This window comes from Microvirga sp. P4_A5 (genome assembly GCF_056402495.1).
In genome coordinates this window covers 21,592-39,620 of the sequence record NZ_JBFUHH010000032.1, presented here as the reverse complement: position 1 = coordinate 39,620, position 18,029 = coordinate 21,592, and the positions used below count along the sequence as shown (strand labels likewise).

The 18,029-nt window shown below is 63.5% G+C and carries 20 protein-coding genes, 1 tRNA gene and 1 pseudogene; 13 read left to right on the top strand and 9 right to left on the bottom strand.

The features are described 5' to 3' along the window. On the bottom strand, positions 1–339 hold a 339-nt coding region (locus AC1DVM_RS11060; RefSeq protein WP_477254483.1), incomplete at its 3' end, for an acetyl-coenzyme A synthetase N-terminal domain-containing protein. Positions 340–519: 180 nt separating this feature from the next. Further along, complete coding sequence (locus AC1DVM_RS11055; protein WP_477254482.1) at positions 520–675, bottom strand: hypothetical protein; 156 nt, start codon at positions 673–675, stop codon at positions 520–522. 168 nt (positions 676–843) lie between these two features. Between AC1DVM_RS11055 and AC1DVM_RS11050 the strand changes: the two genes are divergently transcribed. Continuing rightward, positions 844–1,044: a DUF1287 domain-containing protein gene (locus AC1DVM_RS11050; protein ID WP_477254481.1), complete on the top strand. Its 201-nt coding sequence runs from the start codon at positions 844–846 to the stop codon at positions 1,042–1,044. Here AC1DVM_RS11050 and AC1DVM_RS11045 read toward each other — a convergent pair. Genes AC1DVM_RS11045 through tsaD form a run of 3 tightly spaced genes read right to left on the bottom strand, consistent with a single transcriptional unit; the run spans position 1,041 to position 3,504 of the window. Further along, a complete protein-coding gene (locus AC1DVM_RS11045; protein ID WP_477254480.1) occupies positions 1,041–1,454 on the bottom strand; it encodes an EVE domain-containing protein in 414 nt (137 codons plus the stop codon). The two genes, AC1DVM_RS11050 and AC1DVM_RS11045, sit on opposite strands and share 4 nt — an antisense overlap. A gap of 8 nt (positions 1,455–1,462) precedes the next feature. Further along, entirely contained in the window at positions 1,463–2,449 is a 987-nt protein-coding gene (locus tag AC1DVM_RS11040; protein ID WP_477254479.1) for an NAD(P)H-dependent glycerol-3-phosphate dehydrogenase, read from the bottom strand. After that, positions 2,449–3,504: a tRNA (adenosine(37)-N6)-threonylcarbamoyltransferase complex transferase subunit TsaD gene (tsaD, locus tag AC1DVM_RS11035; protein WP_477254485.1), complete on the bottom strand. Its 1,056-nt coding sequence runs from the start codon at positions 3,502–3,504 to the stop codon at positions 2,449–2,451. The genes AC1DVM_RS11040 and tsaD overlap by 1 nt, the downstream gene beginning before the upstream one ends. Before the next feature lie 126 nt (positions 3,505–3,630). Here tsaD and hemC point away from each other — a divergent pair, with 126 nt between their 5' ends. From hemC to AC1DVM_RS10995, 8 genes and pseudogenes are all read left to right on the top strand, one after another. Further along, on the top strand, positions 3,631–4,557 hold the full coding sequence (hemC, locus tag AC1DVM_RS11030; RefSeq protein WP_477254478.1) for a hydroxymethylbilane synthase: 927 nt from the start codon (positions 3,631–3,633) through the stop codon (positions 4,555–4,557). After that, positions 4,557–5,249, top strand: a complete 693-nt coding sequence (locus AC1DVM_RS11025) for a uroporphyrinogen-III synthase (protein WP_477254477.1) — start codon at positions 4,557–4,559, stop codon at positions 5,247–5,249. Before hemC ends, AC1DVM_RS11025 begins: the two co-directional genes overlap by 1 nt. Before the next feature lie 90 nt (positions 5,250–5,339). Next, positions 5,340–6,614, top strand: a complete 1,275-nt coding sequence (locus AC1DVM_RS11020) for a COG4223 family protein (RefSeq protein ID WP_477254476.1) — start codon at positions 5,340–5,342, stop codon at positions 6,612–6,614. 113 nt (positions 6,615–6,727) lie between these two features. Then, entirely contained in the window at positions 6,728–8,275 is a 1,548-nt protein-coding gene (locus AC1DVM_RS11015; RefSeq protein ID WP_477254475.1) for a heme biosynthesis HemY N-terminal domain-containing protein, read from the top strand. 86 nt (positions 8,276–8,361) lie between these two features. Beyond that, positions 8,362–8,437: transfer RNA gene (locus AC1DVM_RS11010), tRNA-Thr, on the top strand. Positions 8,438–9,482: 1,045 nt separating this feature from the next. After that, positions 9,483–10,194, top strand: a pseudogene (locus tag AC1DVM_RS11005) (SOS response-associated peptidase family protein). An 80-nt stretch (positions 10,195–10,274) separates the two neighbouring features. After that, positions 10,275–10,580 (top strand): ATP dependent DNA ligase, encoded by a 306-nt coding sequence (locus AC1DVM_RS11000; protein WP_477254474.1) that lies wholly within the window; start codon positions 10,275–10,277, stop codon positions 10,578–10,580. 1,003 nt (positions 10,581–11,583) lie between these two features. Continuing rightward, positions 11,584–11,856 carry a hypothetical protein gene (locus tag AC1DVM_RS10995; RefSeq protein WP_477254473.1) on the top strand — a complete coding sequence of 91 codons (273 nt, stop codon included), beginning with the start codon at positions 11,584–11,586 and terminating at the stop codon, positions 11,854–11,856. A gap of 5 nt (positions 11,857–11,861) precedes the next feature. Here AC1DVM_RS10995 and AC1DVM_RS10990 read toward each other — a convergent pair whose 3' ends face one another. Next, positions 11,862–12,800: a hypothetical protein gene (locus AC1DVM_RS10990; RefSeq protein ID WP_477254472.1), complete on the bottom strand. Its 939-nt coding sequence runs from the start codon at positions 12,798–12,800 to the stop codon at positions 11,862–11,864. A 337-nt stretch (positions 12,801–13,137) separates the two neighbouring features. Here AC1DVM_RS10990 and AC1DVM_RS10985 point away from each other — a divergent pair, with 337 nt between their 5' ends. Continuing rightward, positions 13,138–13,608 (top strand): nucleoside deaminase, encoded by a 471-nt coding sequence (locus AC1DVM_RS10985; protein WP_477254471.1) that lies wholly within the window; start codon positions 13,138–13,140, stop codon positions 13,606–13,608. Positions 13,609–13,728: 120 nt separating this feature from the next. Here the strand turns inward: AC1DVM_RS10985 and AC1DVM_RS10980 are convergent, their stop codons facing one another. Next, positions 13,729–14,118, bottom strand: a complete 390-nt coding sequence (locus AC1DVM_RS10980; protein WP_477254470.1) for a hypothetical protein — start codon at positions 14,116–14,118, stop codon at positions 13,729–13,731. 234 nt (positions 14,119–14,352) lie between these two features. On the opposite strand from AC1DVM_RS10980, the gene AC1DVM_RS10975 reads away from it, so the two are divergent. Beyond that, positions 14,353–14,700: a hypothetical protein gene (locus AC1DVM_RS10975; RefSeq protein ID WP_477254469.1), complete on the top strand. Its 348-nt coding sequence runs from the start codon at positions 14,353–14,355 to the stop codon at positions 14,698–14,700. Positions 14,701–14,789: 89 nt separating this feature from the next. Here AC1DVM_RS10975 and AC1DVM_RS10970 read toward each other — a convergent pair whose 3' ends face one another. Continuing rightward, entirely contained in the window at positions 14,790–15,800 is a 1,011-nt protein-coding gene (locus AC1DVM_RS10970) for an ABC transporter substrate-binding protein (protein ID WP_477254468.1), read from the bottom strand. Positions 15,801–16,074: 274 nt separating this feature from the next. Here AC1DVM_RS10970 and AC1DVM_RS10965 point away from each other — a divergent pair, with 274 nt between their 5' ends. Together AC1DVM_RS10965 and AC1DVM_RS10960 are read left to right on the top strand one after the other, a co-directional pair. Then, positions 16,075–16,614 (top strand): recombinase family protein, encoded by a 540-nt coding sequence (locus AC1DVM_RS10965; protein WP_477254484.1) that lies wholly within the window; start codon positions 16,075–16,077, stop codon positions 16,612–16,614. Between the two features lie 210 nt (positions 16,615–16,824). Further along, positions 16,825–17,196, top strand: a complete 372-nt coding sequence (locus tag AC1DVM_RS10960; RefSeq protein WP_477254467.1) for a hypothetical protein — start codon at positions 16,825–16,827, stop codon at positions 17,194–17,196. Between the two features lie 303 nt (positions 17,197–17,499). Here AC1DVM_RS10960 and AC1DVM_RS10955 read toward each other — a convergent pair whose 3' ends face one another. After that, entirely contained in the window at positions 17,500–17,907 is a 408-nt protein-coding gene (locus AC1DVM_RS10955) for a hypothetical protein (protein WP_477254466.1), read from the bottom strand. Positions 17,908–18,029 lie beyond the last annotated feature (122 nt).

Sequence of the window (18,029 nt, the reverse complement as noted above, 5' to 3'; positions counted from 1 at the left end):
GTGCAATTCGCGATAGGTGATCTTTTTTGATTCCGACGGGTCGTCGCCTTCCCAGATGATGGCGACCTGATCGCCCCGGGTGTCGAGATGCCGGTCGATGCAATTATACGCCACGTTGGTGACGCCGTCCTCGAACCAGCGGATCGAGACCTCGCCGGGGCCGAAATTGGTGTTCTTGATCCGGGTCGGCTGCCTGAACCAATGGATGCGTCGCGCCTCCTCGGCCCAGAAAGCGTCGGGATTCCGGATCGAGGCCTCGTATTTGGCCTCATATCCCGCCTGATCGAGATAAGCGCGGCGGCTCCAATCGGCCGTAACGTCGTAGATCTTCTCGTCCATGGCGCATCTCCCAGACCTTGTGACTCAAGATTGCCCTAGCTTTACGGAAAGAGCGAGGCCGTGGGCAAGGGCGGGCGGCTCGGACTTTGGTCGCGGGCACTCTGAGGCTGCAGTCGGACTGCTCAAGTTGGCAATATTAGAAACTCTGTTACAGTGGTGCGCGTGGTACGCTACCGTAATTCACAGAGCCGGCGCCGTGCGGCGCGGTTTCTCACTCACGCGGTCCTCGGCTTCACCGTCGGCGGCATCGCCGGAGCTTTTATCGCGTTTTTCAGCGAGGAGTTTCTCGTCTGGCTCCATCTCTCGCGCCGTCTCTGCCTTGAGGGCAAATGCCATTGGGGGTCTTTAAAAACCGGGCTTAATGGCCTGGCTGTAGGTGCCGTCCTCGGCCCACTTCTCGACTTTTGGCGCGCTCGGCTTCATTCGCAAAACACAAAGCGCGCTTCTCGTCCTTAGACTGACAAGCGCCCAACCCGGCTGCAACAACATGATGAAAAGCTCCGCATGTCCCTGAAAGCCTATCGGTCATGGCTGACAGCGTTACTGCCTGCTCTGGTCCCAGTAGCCATCGTCTCGGATCGACGCAGCGCCGATGGGGCAAGGCCGCTTGTCATTCACAACATCGGCAGAGGCGCGCGGGAAGAAGACGGGCTCTTTGCTTTTCCTGTGACAGGCCATTACCGCTTCGTCGCGCCTTCCTCCTAAACCCCGCCCATCTTGCAGATGATCGCCCATTCCGCGTCCGTCACCGGCTGGACCGAGAGGCGCGAATTGTTCACGAGGATCATGTCTTCGAGGCCGGGCTCGACCTTGATATCCTCCAGCGTCACCGGGCGCTTGAGGGGTTTGACGGCCTTGATGTCCACCATGCCGAATTTACGCGTCGGGTCGGTGTGATCGGGGTAGTATTCGCGGATCACCTCGACGACGCCGACGATCGCCTTGCCTTCGTTGGAATGGTAGAAGAACCCGCGGTCGCCCTTCTTCATGGCCATCATGTTGAGCTTGGCCGAATGGTTGCGCACGCCGCTCCAGAACGTGCCCTTCACGCCTGCCTTGACCTGATCGTCCCACGACCATGTGGCGGGTTCGGATTTGTACAGCCAATGGGCCATGGCTCTTCTCACTGCTCGGATTTGACGGGACGGTTCATGAGGGAATCGATTGCGGCATCGATGGTCGACAGGCCGGTCAGAATCCGGTCCACGGCCTCGGCGACGGGCATCTCCACGTTACGCTCACGGGCGAGGGTGATCAGCGCGTGCGCGGTGGCGACGCCCTCCACCAGCTTGCCGGCGGCGGCCTCCTGCGGGTTCATGCCTTGCCCGAGGCGGTGGCCGAACGCGAAATTGCGGGATTGCTGCGTCGCGCAGGTGAGCACGAGGTCGCCCAGGCCCGAAAGGCCCATCAGCGTCCTGGACTGGCCTCCATAGGCCTTGGCAAAGCGTAGCAATTCGGCGAAGCCCCGCGCGATCAGCGCGGCCTTGGCGCTCTCTCCGAGACTGCGCCCGGCCACGGCACCGCAGGCGATCGCCAGCACGTTCTTGGCCGCGCCGCCGATCTCGACTCCGCGGATGTCGGTGCCGTGATAGACCCGGAAGGTCGCACCCGAAAGTTCAGCCGCAAGACGGCCCGCGAGCGCGCCGTCGCGGCAGGCCAGCGTGACCGCCGTCGGCAATCCGCGCGCCACGTCGTGGGCGAAACTCGGGCCGGACAGGACGGCGACCGGTGCGCCGGGACGCATGGCCTCGACGATGTCGCTCAGAAAAGCATGGGTGCCCTGTTCGATGCCCTTGGCGCAAAGCACCAGCGGGGTTGCGGGAGGCAGGATCCCCACAAGCATCCCCGTCATGGCCCGCGTGGACTGGGCCGGCGTCACGAGCAGAACCGCCGAGCACTTGGCCAGCAACGCCGCGTCGGCGGTGGGACGGATGCCGTCGTGGAGCCGGATGCCCGGCAGAAAGCGCTCGTTGGTGCGCGATTGCGCGATCGCGTTGGCCTGTTCGGGCGAGCGCATCCACAGGATCACGTCGTGACCGGCCGCCGCGACCGCGTTGGCGAGGGCTGTTCCCCACGCGCCCGCTCCGGCGATGCCGATGGGCGCGGCCATCAGGCCTTGGCTCCAGCCTCGTCGCGGGTGGAATCGAGGGGCCACCGCGCCCGCGCGGGGGCCGAAATATCGTCGACCAGCCCAAGGCGCAGTCGTTCGAGCCCCGCCCACGCGATCATCGCGCCGTTGTCGCCGCACAGGGCGAGCGGCGGCGCCACCATGCGCAGGCCGGTCTCGACCGCCATCCGCTGGAGCGCGTCGCGCATGGCCTGGTTGGCCGCGACGCCGCCCGCCACCACGATGGCCTTCGGATCGCCCGCGATCTCGCGAAAGGCCCGCAGGCCCACACGGGTGCGGTCGATGACCATGTCCACCACAGCGGCCTGGAAGCTGGCGCAGAGGTCGGCAATGTCGCTTTGGGTCAGCGGCGCGATCTTCTCCGCCTCCAGCCGCAAGGCGGTCTTGAGCCCGGACAAGGAAAAATTCGGCTCCGGCCGACCCATCAGCGGGCGGGGCAGGTTGAACCGTTCGGGATTGCCCTTCCGGGCCTCGATTTCCACATGCGGACCTCCCGGATAGGGCAGGCCCAGGAGCTTCGCCACCTTGTCAAAGGCCTCCCCGATGGCGTCGTCGATGGTGGTGCCGATGCGCACGTAATCGCCGACGCCGCGCACCGCGACGAGCTGCGTGTGGCCGCCCGAGGCGAGGAGCAGCAGATAGGGAAAGCCGATTCCGTCGGTCAGGCGCGCGGTGAGCGCATGGGCCTCGAGGTGGTTGACGGCCATCAGCGGCTTGCGGGTGACGAGCGAGATCGCCTTCGCGGTGGTGAGCCCGACGAGGACGCCGCCGATCAGGCCAGGGCCGGCCGCGACCGCGATTCCGTCGAGCTCCTTGACGGTGCAATCCGCGTTGCGCAACGCCCGGGCAATCAGGCGGTCGATCACCTCCACATGGGCGCGCGCGGCGATTTCCGGCACCACGCCGCCATAGCGGGCATGCTCGGCGATCTGGCTCAGCACCTCGTTGGACAGGATCTCGCCCCGTCCATCGAAGCCGCTCGACACCACGGCGGCGGCGGTCTCATCGCAGGTCGTCTCGATCCCGAGAATACGCATGTGGCTTTTGGCGTCCTTGCAAGCTGATCTTTCGGGCTTCACGGCCCGCGTCTCCTCCCCCTATAGTCCGCCGCGCGCACGGAGATCAAACGCCGATCCCGCTTTTCATCGGAGGACACGCCCGGAATGCCCGATCCATCCACCCTGGTCATCGGCACGCGGGGAAGCCCGCTCGCCCTTGCCCAGGCGCACGAAACCCAAAGCCGCCTGATGATCGCCCATGGCTGGGAGGCTGCGCGCCTGCCGCTGCTGCCGATCAAGACGACCGGCGACACGATCCAGGATCGCRCCCTCTCGGAGGCGGGCGGCAAGGGGCTGTTCACCAAGGAGCTCGACATCGCGCTTCTCGATCGTTCCATCGATATCGGCGTGCATTCCGCCAAGGATTTGCCGACCGCCCTTCCGGACGGCATCGTGATCGCGGGTTACCTCCCGCGCGAGGATGTGCGGGACGCCTTCATCAGCCGCGACTACACCGGCATCCGGGAACTGCCCGAGGGCGGAATCGTCGGCTCCGCATCGTTGCGCCGGCAGGCGCAGATCCGGCGCGTGCGGCCCGACCTGCAGGTCACGCTCCTTCGCGGGAACGTCCAGACGAGGCTCGCGAAGCTCGAACGGGGCGAGGTCCATGCCACGCTCCTGGCGATGGCGGGGTTGCGGCGGCTCGGTCTCACGGACCACGTGACGACGATTCTCGAGACCGAGGACTTCCTGCCCGCCGTCGGCCAGGGCGCCATCGCCATCACGATCCGGACGGACGACGAGGCCACGCGCCGACATCTCCAGCCCGTTCTCGACGAGGCGACGGGGCATGCGGTCACGGCCGAGCGGGCCTTTCTGACCGTGCTCGACGGGTCCTGCCGCACGCCCATCGCGGGGCACGCGCAGCTTATGGGCGACGACATCGAAATTCGAGGCCTCGTTCTCCGGCCGAATGGAGCCGAGGCCATCGAGGTGAGGCGGCGGGGCGCCGTTGCGGATGCGGCCGCGATCGGTCGCGAGGCGGGGCTCGACCTGCTGTCTCGCATGCCCGACGGCTTTCTGGCTCCCTGATGCAGGTTCTCGTCACGCGGGCGCAGGCGGATGCCGAGCAAACGGCCGCCCGGTTGCGGAAACTGGGACACGGCGCCGTCGTGGCCCCGGTCATTCGAATCGTCACCACCGGAGATCCGTGCCCCACGGGGAAGTGGGATGCGTTGATCGTCACCAGCCTCCACGCATCCGAGGCGCTCGCCACATGGCGGGGGCGGGACATCCCCGTCTTCGCGGTCGGTCCTCGGACGGCGGATGAATTGCACGACCTCGGCTTCGCCCGTATCCGCGTTGCGGACGGCGACGCGATCTCGCTCGCGGCGCTGATTCGTCGCGAACTCCCGTCCCCGGCGTCTCTTCTCCACGTGACGGCGAGGCATCACAAGGACGAGCCGGCCGTCTCGCTGCGCGCGGCAGGCTTCAGCGTCACCTTGTGGGAAGCCTACGAGGCGGCCGCGGCCGAGACCCTGCCCGAGACGGCGCGGGACGCCCTTGCGGAGGGCCGAATCGGCGCCGCCTTGCACTATTCGCGCCGGAGCGCCGAGCTGTTTCTCGGTCTGGCCGAAGGGGCGGGCCTCGCCGCGACCCTGGGCGCCTTCCCGCATCTCTGCCTCTCCGACGACGTGGCAGAACCGTTGCGCAGAAGGGGGGTGGCGGTCCGCATCGCCATGTCCCCGGACGAGACGGCGTTGCTTCGGCTCCTCGATTTTTGACGCGTCGGTCGCTTCTTTGGCAATCCGGGGTTAAAACGGGGAACGAAACACTGCGCTCAAGCTTGCTCCCTTTTGACTGAAGAGTGTCCCGTGACAGATCAATCCAATCCGTCCGCCCCCAAAAGCCCGCGCAGGAAGCCGCGCCGTGAGCCGGCAACCATCGATCTGCCGTCGACGGTCGTGACGGAAACGAGCCCGGAACCGCCGCCGCAGCCTGCCTCGAGCGACGACGAACTGATCAGGGAAGCGGTGGCGATCGAGATGGCGGCGCCGGTCGACCCGGCCACGCCAGTCGAGCCCACGGTCGGTGACGCTCCGCCGCTCCCTCCCGACGATTCGGACGCCGAACCCCTCGGGATGTCCGGGCCCGGGCCGGGAACTCCGGACGCGCCGCGTCGCCCGAGCCTCTTCTTGCCGATGTTGGCCGCCGCCTTGCTGGGCGGAGTGGTGGGCGCGGGCCTGCTTTTTGCCCTGCAGGATCTTCGCCCGCCGTCTCTCGACCCTCGAATCGCGGCGCTGGAGCAGCGGGTCGCATCGCTTCCGCAGAACAGCGCGCCGGCAAATGCCGTGCAGGCCATGCAGACGCGGATTCAGGCTCTCGAAGCCGCTCGGACCGCCGGCGACCAGCGCGTCGCCGCCGCGCAGGCGGCCGCCGAGCAGGCGCTCAACCGACCGGTGCCGGTCCCTGATTCCAGGGATGAGGCGGCCATCGCGGATCTCACCCAGCGCCTCTCGGCCATCGAGGGCCAGCTCCAGTCCAACCAGCAGGCCGCCACGGAGGCCCGTTCGGCCCTGGCCACTCAGGTGGAGGATCTCTCGAAGCGGCTCTCGCAAGGCCCGGGCGAGGCCACCAGGGCGACGGTCCGGATTGTGCTGGCGCAACGGGTCGCCGACGCCCTCCGGCTCGGCACGCCCTATGCCGGGACGCTCAGTGCGTTGCGGGCCAACGGGACGGACGCGGCGCGGCTTTCCGCCCTCGAGCCTTTCGCCGAGAAGGGCGCCCCCACCACAGGCGCCCTCGCGAAAAGTTTCGAGCCATTGAGCGCGGCGATCCTGCGTGACGATCGGGCGGTCGCGGGCAGCTTCACTGACCGGCTTTTGCGCATGGCCGACAAGGTCGTGACCATTCGGCCCGTGGACGAGGCCGGCTCCTCCGATGTCACCAGCCTCGTTGCCCGAATCGAACAGGCGCTCGAACGGGGCAATGCCCAGGAGGCGGTGGCCGCCYGGGAAACATTGCCCGAGCCGGCCCGCCGTCTTTCCGACGAATGGGCTGCGCGCGCAAAAGCACGGGCCGCCGCCGATGCGGGCGCGCAGGCGGTCGCCAACGATGCGATCGCGGCGCTGGCGCGGCCGTCGCCTTGAGGACGAGGTCGAGGGCGGTGCGAAAGCTGCCGGCGATCTGCTAACTGATCTTGATGTCGGAGAGCCCCCGCGGGGGCATTTTCCGGGCGATCTCTCAAAAGGACAAAGYCAGCATGTGGCGTGCTCTCGTCTTCATCGGTCTACTCTGTGTCGCGGCGTTTGGCGCAGTCTGGCTCGCGGATCGCCCCGGCACCGTTCTGGTGACGTTCGGCGGCTATGAGCTTCAGACCTCGGTGGCGGTCGCGGCGATCGCGCTGGTGGCGATCGCGCTGGCGCTGGCGCTTCTCTGGGCCGCCATCTCGACCCTGCTGCGACTGCCCGCGCGGCTGACCTTCGCGTCCCGCGCCCGACGACGCGCCCGGGGCTACCAGGCGGTCTCGCGCGGCATGGTGGCGGTCGGCGCCGGCGACCCCATCGCGGCGCGGCGCTATGCGAGCGAAGCCGAGCGGCTCCTCGGTCGCGAGGCCCTGACCCTGTTGCTCAAGGCGCAGGCCGCTCAGGTCTCCGGCAACCGGATCGCCGCCGAGGCGGCCTTCACCGAAATGATGGACGAGGACGAGACGCGGGTGCTCGGCCTTCGCGGCCTCTTCGTCGAGGCGCGCCGTCGCGGCGACGGGGACGCAGCCCGCGAATATGCCGGCGAAGCCATCCGCATCGCGCCTGCCGCCACCTGGGCGAGCGACGCGGTGCTCGAGGCCCGGTGCGCCGACCGGGATTGGCGCGGAGCGCTCGATGCCGTCGAGCGCCGCGCCTCGCTGGGCCTCGTCGACAAGGCCACGGCACGGCGCCATCGGGCGGTGCTGATGACCGCCGACGCACTGGACCGCGCCGAGCACGATTCCGATCGCGCGCTGGCGATCGCGCAGGATGCGGTCAAGCTCGCGCCGGGGCTCGAGCCCGCGGCGGCGCTTGCAGGGCGGCTGCTGTCGCGGAAGGGCGATCTTCGTCGCGCAGCCAAAATCATCGAAGCCGCGTGGCGGCTTCAACCGCATCCGGATCTCGCGGAGGTCTATCTCAATCTTCGTCAGGGCGATTCCGCGCTCGACCGCCTCAAGCGGGCCGAAACCCTGTCCCGCCTCTCGCAGGGCGCCGCCGAAGGGCGGCTGGCCGTCGCCCGGGCGGCTCTCGAGGCGCGGGAATTCGACCGCGCGCGGGATGCCCTGGAGCCGCTTCTGGCGGAACGCCCCTCCATGCGGGTCTGCCTCCTCATGTCGGATCTCGAACAGGCTGAGCATGGCGCCACCGGCCGGGGCCGCGAATGGCTCGCCCGTGCCACCCGCGCACCGCGCGATCCCGCCTGGATCGCCGACGGGGTGGTGACGGACCAATGGTCGCCGATCTCCCCGGTTACGGGCCGTCTCGACGCCTTCGTCTGGCAATCGCCGCCGGACGTTCTCGTGGCGCCGGAACTCACGATGAGCGACGATGTGACGGCCGATCTCGACGATCACCGGCGGGCGCTTCCTGTCGCAGAGCCGGAGGAACCGGTCGCGCTGCCGGAGCCCGTCATCGCCGAAAAGCCGCCGGAGCACGTCGAGGAGCCGATTGCGACGCCCGAGGCCGCCAGGCCGAAGCCGGAAGCGGTCGTCTTCCCGGCCACCCCGCCGGATGATCCCGGCCTCAGCCCGGAACCGACGGCGCGACGCGGCATTTTCGGATAGAAGGGCGCTGAACGACCGGGTGGGTCCCTTGCCAATCGCCATCCTTGCGGCTATGAGGTCGCGCTCCGCTCTGACACGAGCGCGACGCCGCAATAGCTCAGCTGGTAGAGCACCTCATTCGTAATGAGGGGGTCGGGGGTTCGAATCCCTCTTGCGGCACCATTTTCCATTTTGTTTTTCAATAGCTTGAACCGGCTCCGCTTTCGGCAGTTGCGGAATGCGGGTGCACGGTGACCACCGTACCGCCTCTGCTGAGAGGGTGCGAGTTCTTGACACGATCCAGATCCAGCGGTTTGGAAATCCAGTGCGTCGAAGGTTGGGGCTTATTCGATCGAACTTCTCAAGGCCATCTTGACTGCCTCAGGTAAAGCGACCGCAAAGAGACGCACCTCGGACTCGATATCCGATAGGTAAGAGCTCAAGCAATTGCCCGCCGCGACTGTGACCAATGATTTAGCCGTCGCCTGCCCATCTTCGTGGAGAATGGGTAGGCCAGCTGGAGGTCTTTTTATGGACGTGGTCGTAACTCTCAAAGGGAACAGTACATGGCTGTTGAACGACCGGCTCGGAAGGCTCCTCGGAGAGATCAAGCAACCAGACGCCGGAACCTACACCATTTTCCCGGCCCCAAACTCCGCGCTGCTTGGAATAAGGCCATCGCCATACCCATCTCTTCAGGACGCGATGTCTGCTATTGAATTTCATGCAAAGGGCCAGTGCCAACTCTCGAGTGGCGCCGCATAAGGACAGACTGCTTTTCAAAGGCCCCAATTACGGTCGGAATTGTTGCGGCGGTTCTTCGGGGCTCGGTGGCCCTGCCTTCTCGCCATCCTCTGCAACATAGGAGGGGCTCCGGGACGTTACCGTTTTGCCCGAGCTCGAGCGCATTGGATCCACCTCACGTCTCCATCGCCTGCCGTCAAATTCGAAGTAGGGCTTTCCGCAAGCCGAGTCTTGCACTCCTCCGATTATGGCAAGAAGGGACAGTCATTGACGTGCCGCCAGTAGGCATCTCACGATCGATTGGTGGCGAGACAGGCGCTCCGCACGCTTGGGAGATGCTTTCACCTTCATTGTTTTCCGAACGCTTCTTAACCTTCCATTCAGAGCCCAAGAGGCAAGTCCTCATCCTCGTCCCTCCATCCGATCCTTTCAGGCGCGAAAGAGGCGGACTTTTTGCAGGCAAACCGATCTGTTAGGCTGCAAAATGTGCAACCGCTACTCCGTCACCAAGGGCCAGCAGGCCATTCGGGATCTGTTCCGCGTCTCACGAGACGCCACCGGCAATGCTACTGCCCGGCATTTTTTCCCGACTATTTGGCTCCTGTCGTTCGCAGCCGCGAGGATGGCCGCGAGCTCACCATGATGCGCTGGGGCATGCCGTCATCTCAAAAAGCCCTCCTCAAGGCGCAGGTGGGCTCAGAAGCTTGAGGCCAATGGCCAAGCGGTCGAATTCAAGGAGCTGCTCAGGATGGAGCCGGACAAGGGCACGACCGACATTCGCAATGTTAAAGCCAGCATTGGCGGCGTTGGCTCAATCTAGAAAACCGCTGCCTCGTTCCGTTGACGAGCTTTCCCGAGTTCAACGCGGGCGCTGGTGGCGATATCTGGTTTGCCTTGGATGAGGAGCGGCCATTGGCCTGCTTTGCCGGTATCCGGACGGACTGAACGTGCGTGCGAAAGGTGAAGGAGGGGGAGGTCAGTTGCGACCTCTACGGGTTCGTGACGACCGAGCCGAACGCGGAAGCGGGAGCGATCATCCCAAGGCCATGCCGGTCATCCTGACGACGGAGGAAGAGCACGACATTTGGTTGAGAGCGCCGGCAGACGAGGCGCTTGCCTTGCAGCGGCCGTTGCCAGATGGTGCGCTCCGGATCGTGGCCCGCGGAGTGGGCGCATGCCTGCCGGCACGGACTTGAGGGAATTGTGTCGAAGCGTCGAGACGCCCCTTATCGCTCGAGTCGTCGCGACGAGTGGCGCAAAACCAAATGCGTTCTCTATGACCTTTGTCGTCGTCGGCTACGAGACCACAGACGGCGGCCTCGGCAGCATTCGCCTGGCCGAGGAGCGGGACGGGGTGCTTTACCCTGCCGGGGGTGTCGGAACCGGGTTCACCGTCGCCAGCGCGCGAGAGATGAAGCGGCAGCTCGATCGCCTCGTCATCAGCAAGCCACCAATTGGGGGCCTGAAGGACAAGGGTGTTGTCTGGACCAAGCCGGAAATGCGCGTTGAGGTGAAATACCGAGGCCGGACTCTGGACGGCAACCTTCGACATCCATCCTTCAAGGGCGTGCGGGAAGGCTAATGGCGGGTTAAGCTGCCCTCGGAGGCGAGGTGGCGGATCAAGGAGCACACCACCTCCCAGCCGTGGGGGGCACAGGCCGGTTTGCCCCGCCGGGGGGAAGGACCCGCGCAAATCAACCTCTATAAATGTTTGAATGTTCCAAGGTCGCGCCCCGCTGGATTGTCACCGAAACCAGCCAGGGCGCTTGCGTGCTTCGTCGTTAGAGAGAACGAGCCGCTCAGACAAACAAACGGGAATGGTGGCGGTTCCCGTGCGGTCCCTTGGCATTTTCCCCGCAATCCACACCGTGCGAGCGCCTTGTGGCTGTAACTCCCGCCCAACATATGTTCTTGCTTGGTTCTGGCATGGAGCGATTCATGCCGACGGTGGGCGAACCCAAACGGCAAGGGCAGCAGGGCTTGCACATTCGCTGCTCCAGCTGCGGCTGGGCTGTAGTCTCATGGTGGGGCACTTTGAGCGTGCCGGACGATCGGCCTCTCGAGCATAGAAAACAAGGGATTTCCAAGCCGAACCGTTCAAGCGCGGCGAAGCCGCCATGCGATTCCTGGCATTGTCCTTTGCCGCAAGACAGCACAGCTGCGGGCGTCGGTGCTCCGCATATCCGAAACAGACTCCACTGGGTGGCCGACGCCCACAGCGGGCAGTCCAAACAGCCTGCGCGGGAAGGGGCAAGACCCAATGAAGCGGAAGGCTGGGGGGCACGCAGTCAACTTGCAGGATGCAGTAACTCTCGTGTCTGTTTGGCCGACACCAGTGGCCAACGACGACAACAAGACGCCGGAAGCACACCTTGCGATGAAAAACGCATGGGCCAAAGGGATGGCACGAACAGCAACCGCACAGCCATCACGTCGCTGCAAGTGATGGCGAAGTATCTGCAGCTCGAACAACCGGCCCGACTAACGGCTTCTGGCGAGATGCTGACTGGCTGCACTGCCGGGATGGAAAGTGGCGGCCAGTTAAATCCGGCACATTCCCGCTGGCTCATGGGGCTCCCGCCCGAGTGGGACGCCTGCGCGCCTACGGAAATGCCATCAATGCTGAAGCGGCTCGCGCTTTCATCGAAGCCGTGATGTTGTCACCGCTGAATAGGGTCATGGTGATCCTATTCTTCAAATCGATGCGCGAAGCCGGCTCCGACCAGGAGGAGCCGGGCGCCGACAAGATGCGCCGCATCCTGCAGTCGCATGTGGACGAGGCTAGGACGGATGAGGAGAGGGAGCGTGCCGAGAAAGAGTTGGCAAAGTTCCGGGAAAGTACGCCTGACCCGTCCTGACCAACCTATGGTTTGGTCCGCTCCGCTGTATCCATGTAGACACGAAGGGCGTGCTCGGCGAGTTGTTGGGCTGTGAATTCTCGCCCGTTTTCGTCGACCGCGACCCAGGCTTGGCGGCCATGCTGGACGAGTCTGTAGGCGTAACGCAGTGTCTTTAGCTTTCGTGACTCCCCAAAAGACGTAAACCCAGGCAATCGCGGAAAACCCTTATGAATGTCGATTTTTAGGTAAACGTTCTCAAGTCTGTTTGCATAGATCGGAGCGAACTCGCAGATGGCAGAGCAGGGCGATAGCCCAGACAAGATGCGGTACTGTTGAGACTGCTGGAACCTAATTGAAACACCCCGGGCTGATATGTCGTGGGCCGCCGCTTCGAGATTTTCGCTGAACTTTGCGAACGACAGCATCGCTGCTTTGACGCCGCCTTCGCTGCAGTCAAACTGGGTCTGCTTCTCTTTCAGGTCTGCGGCGCGGGCAAAGCGATCTGCGCGATCGATCACGCTCTCATGTCTGGGGTCAGCACCGCGCTCGGTGGCTCGCGCCTCAATTGCCGCAGCAGCACCTTGGATCCCCCACCTCTCCAACCCGACGTAGAGCCGTGTCTTTGGTAGCCATGGGGGCATCTCTGGTTTTGCGACGGTTGGTACGAATGTTGTGAAATCCCACCCATCGTTCAGCGACCGGTTCTTGATCGCGTCTTGCTCAACTCGGGTCCAGGGCGTCTCTCCCCACTCTGGGCGAAACAGGATCACCACTAAGCGCGCTTTCTTTCCATAGACTGCGCTGAAGCTTTCCTGGCCGTCCGTGCCAGCGATCTCTCGCTGGCGCTCGCTATAGAGAAAGGTCTTCAAGCGAGGGGCCAGTAGGTCGTTCAATTGGGTGGCGATGCCTTCATCGAGGGCGTTAAAGCTGAAGGCAACGTCGTACTCGAAATCGTCGGACAAGCGAAACATCTCCAAATCAGCGAGCGCAGTTTTCTTTCCTTGACACTGCCAATAGGCAGGGCCCGGGACAATGCTGACTTGGCCGTTCCCCACCGTATTCTCGGGCGCTATTCGGGCGCGAGATTCCCAGATCGGGCGCGTTTTGGAGTGATTTTGAGGGAATTGTCGGGGTGGAGATATCACGGCTAAGTTACTGAATTGTGTTTGATAATGACAATCGATGAAATGCAATGATAATGCATTTTTGTGACTTCCAAGCTGGATCCGAGTCGACGATTGAGCGCATGAAAGAGATCGAGGGAACTCGACCCTATGCTGCCGCATAAAGGAGGCGGTCATGAGGAGCGATACCGAATATCTACGTCTCGCCGTGGAGATCGCCACCGAGAGCCGCGCCAGTGGCAATCATCCCTTCGGGGCGCTCCTAGTCGGGCCGGGGGGCGACGTGCTCCTTTCCTCGGGCAACACCTACGCGCGGGATCGCGGCGTTGGCCACGCAGAGGCAAACGTGGCCCGCGCGGCAGCGCAGCAATACGACCCGACCTTTCTGGAGCGATGCACGCTGGTGACCTCGGTCGAGCCGTGCTGCATGTGCGCCGGGGCCTGTTACTGGGCTGGCATCGGCACCGTGGTCTACGGACTCAGCGAAAGGCGGTTGGCCGAGCTGACCGGAGACAACCCGGAGAATCTGACCCTCGATCTGAGCTGTCACCAGGTGTTCGCCGCCGGACGGCGCCATGTAGCGATCCGTGGCCCATTCCCTGAACTCGAAAAAGAGATCGTAAACGACCACAAGGATTTCTGGTGACAGAACCCATCATAAAGGGACCGGTGAAGAGTCCGTAGCCTCTGCGGCGCCATTAGCTCCAGTCCTTTTGAGCGGTACTAGTGGATTGTATCCAACGTCTGGTGCCCGTAACTGCGACGATTAACAATCCGCGCGACCGTCCTTGTCGAAGCGCACAAGTCCCTTGCAGGTCCCTAGCGATACCGGGATATTAAAACCCGTAGTAGGAACCGGCTGCTCCGCATCCAGCGTACACGCGGCCAGCGTGCCGTTGGGATGAAACACAATGGGATGCCCAGCCGCACAGGCGACGCCGGTCGTATGGCGATCATGGCTCGGGTACGCAATAGCCCGTTCACTTAACGTGCAGCCTTGAGGCACACGCTCGCCGCCGTTGGTCTGCGGCCCAGTACAGTTGATGATCGTCTGCTCGGCCCACAAACCGTTCATCACCGAGGAGAAGCTGTAGGTCTCGGCTTGGGCAGCACCCACTGCCAAAACTCCAAGCAAACCAAGTAGAACCTGTCGCATGGGAGCCTCCCGCGTGTTGCGGATCACCATTTTACTCTAATGCAGGTCAAGGCACCAATCACCGGCTGCTCATTTCGCGGAACTGTATTATTGAACTGCCAAATTGCAGGGCTAGCGGAATAGGCGTATTCTCACGCCTGCTGTTGCCCTTGCCTTTCTCGCTCCCCCTCGGGGATCCGACACTGGGCCCCGAGCCGCACCTGAGGGACTAGGCCACCCGTAAGGGAGGGGCGTATGTCTTTAAGATCTGCCGTTATTTCCACCGTTCTCATCGTCAGCCTGCCGCTGCAAACCATGGCCCACGATATCTACTCGGCGCTCAAGGACAGGCAGGGCCGGAACTGCTGCAACAGTATGGATTGCCAACCCGCGCCCTACCAAGTGACCCCAAGTGGGGTGAGGATGTTCGTCGATGGGCGCTGGATCAACGTGCCAAACGAGAAGATCCAATATCTCTGGCTTTCGGGAGACAGGGGAGACACGGGTGGCGGACACTGGTGCGGGTCAGGTTTTGAAATCGACACCTATGAGGTCGTGCCGTATGTCACGAAGTGCGCGATCCTGCCGCCGCATGGCCAGTAGCAATCCATCGCGTAATTCGCGGAAGCCTCTTTTTGGAACCAGCTGTAAGAACTTCTACGCCGCTGTTGAACCTCTTCAAGGCTGATCCGTCATTCGATCACTTTGTCGGCACGGAGTAGGAACTCGGGCGGGATTGTCACCCCGAGGGTGCGGGCCGTGCGCAGATTGAGAGACAACTCGAGACGAGATGCCTGTTCGATTGGCAGATCGCCCGGTTTGGCCCCCTTCAGGATCTGGTCCACGTAGACGGCAAGGCGGCGCACGAGGCTCCTGTATTCTGCCGAGTAGGCCATGAGACCTCCCAGGTCTGTGAACCAGGTGCCCCAGGCCATCACGGGCAAACGCTCAGCCAACGCTAGATCAGCAATGCGCTTCGCCTCAGACGCGAACATCATGTCAGGCAGCACAAAGACGGCCTGTGCCCCCTCCGCCTTCATCTGACGCAGGGCGTCGTCCAACTCGTTCGGCTGTCGAACCTGCTTCACAACCAGCGCAAGGCCGAGGGCTATCGCGGTCCGCCTCGTATCCTCCTCGAAGGGAAGATAGGATACGAGCGGGTTCGCCAACACACCAATTGACGAGATGCCCGGAATCAACTCCTTCAGCAATTCGAGGCGCTTGGGGGTCAGCTCGGTCGCGTAATAGGTTAGGCCCGTCAGGTTGCCGCCCGGCTTGGAGAGACTCTGGGCGAGCCCGGAGCGGACCGGGTCACCGCTCAGGATCGAGACAATTGGAATGGTCGTGGTCACCGACCTTGCCAAGTGACTGGCTGGTTCGGACTCCGAGACGATCACATCGACTGGAAGTCGCACCAGTTCAGCGCTTGCCGATACATAGCCCTCATAGCGTTTCCCCGCAGAACGGCATTCAAACGTAATGTTCTCACCTGGGACGCGGCCCAGATTCCTCAGAGCAGCGATCAGGTCGGGCATCTCGCAGGCACCCCAGGTCAGCAACCCAATTTTGGGGAGTTTTGCTCCGGTTTGGGCAACAGCCAACGCGGGAGAGCCGAGCGCGATAAGGCAAGCGAGAACCTTCATATTGAGGGTAGGCTGCCTGTGATCATCTCCACGGTGCCAGAGAACCAGGTTGAGGCGCATGGGCCATCTCCCGTRTTCTGGAGCCCAACGTGAGCATCATGCCCAAGTATACAGCTAAAAGAATGTCGTGGCATGCAACCCGAGAGAAGCCGACTGATCATGGTGTTGTCGACTACCGCGACCTAGCCCACCCATGCCTGCAAAGTCCCGCATGGGTATACCCCTCAGAGACATGTTGATGAGACGGAAAACGCGTCTCAATAGGATTGACAATCGTATTCTGAAACGCCATGAAGAAAGGGTCTAGAAGCTATTGAGGCATTGGGGGCGGAAGATTACCAAGTTCGGCTATGCGCGTGTCTCGACGAACGACCAGGATCTGACGACGCAGCTCGAGGCGTTAAAGGCAGCAGGCTGCGAGCCGATCCGAGCAGAGAAACGCAGCGGGACTTCACGAACCGGACGTGCCGAATTGGACACCCTCCTCGCCTTCCTCCGGAAGGGCGACACGCTCGTGGTCACGCGCATTGATCGCCTGGCCCGTTCGGTGGCCGATCTGCAAGACGTGGTGCGGGAAGTGAAGGCCAAGGGCGCTCACCTGAAGGCGACGGAACAACCAATCGACACAAGTACGGCAGCCGGGAAAGCGTTTCTCGACATGCTGGGAGTCTTTGCCGAGTTCGAGACGAACCTTCGTCGGGAGCGGCAGATGGAGGGGATCGCCAAGGCCAAAGCCCAAGGGGTCTACAAGGGCAGGAAACCGAGCATCGACACCGACCGGGTACGGACCCTTCATGCGGAAGGTGTGGGGCCATCCGAGATTGCCAAGCGCCTCGGGATTGGCCGTGCCTCGGTCTACCGAGCCCTCGCGTAAGGAATGTTTCATAGCGGAGGGGGGGTGCCGCTGCCATCGAGGACGTGGCAGATGCCGCGAGGGCACGATCCGGCTGCATCCTGAGCCAGATCCTACTGTCGCTCTTGTCTCAGCCCCGTCAGTCGCCCGAAGTAAGCGGCTATGGGATCGCGGCTACGACAGCCGCATCGCGCATCGACCTTGTCTGAAACGCCAAAGGGAGACCCCGCCATGAACCGACTGCTGCTCAGCCTTTTACTTGCCGCGCCATTCATCCCGGTCAGCACCACGGGCATGGCGCAGTCGCAGTTCGACGGGCGCTGGACCGTGTCGACCATCCCAGAGAAGGGCGCTTGTCGTCGAAAGCATGTTTATGCGGTCTTGATTGAGAATGGAGTGGCTCGCAATGCCTCCGGGCGGACGAGGGCCGATGTCACCGGCGGGCTTGAGCCCAGCGGCCGCGTGCTTGGCAGCCTCCAACGCCGTGGTGGGGCCAAGGTTGATGTGACAGGGAATCTCGCGGGGGAATCGGGCTCCGGCCACTGGACCCTCACTGGGAGGATCGCCTGTTCGGGACGGTGGACCGCCGCCAAATGGCGCTGACGCCTGATAGAACGCTTTGGGAGCTTGCGCGATCACTCTGGACCGATGACATCGGCACGACCCCATTCGTGAGGGCGCAGCGAACCCGTTCCGCGCGAGTTTCGTATGGACCCGCTGCAATGGTCCGAGTCAGGATTCTTTGGCCGGCGGCAAGGCAGCAGGGTACAGAATACTGGGTCATTCCATAAAGGGGCTTCTCCGAATCACCGCGGCGCGCGCGACCATCACCCCGAATGCGACCCATGGGTCGCTATTGCATCACCCGAACGGGTGACGACCGTCAACGCGGAGCCGGGCTCGAAGTCATGCTGCGCGCTCATTCCGCCACTTCTCGATCTTTTCGCAGAGAAACTTGGTGAAGGGATCAAAAAACCGCACGGTCCCGCATGCGGAGGTAAAGCTCGGAAAGTCATTCTCGTCGCCTTCCCACGTTCCCAACACTTCGCCGTCCTGGGCGACGACCGACCCGTCAGGCTCAAGATTGATCGGCCAGCGCAGCAAGGGGCGCCCATCGGCGCACGCTTCGCCCTCCTTGGTGAGAACCACAAAGCCGTCGCGCTCGATCACGTAGCGCGGGATCAGGATCCACCGCAGCAATCCCGCCTTTTCGCCGTAATGGTGGTTGAATTCGGCGATGGTGGCCGTGCCGCCGCTGTGGCGCACGTCCAGCAAGACATCAAGGATATCGTCGTCTTCCAGATTTGCTGTCATAAGCCCTCCCGAGCGTAGGCGGCGATCATCTCGCCCATCGAGCGCGTTGGCAATTTCTCGCGCCGCCGACACGGGGCGGGGGCGCTGCAGAAATGGCCCTCCCCCCGCCCATCCGATGCGCC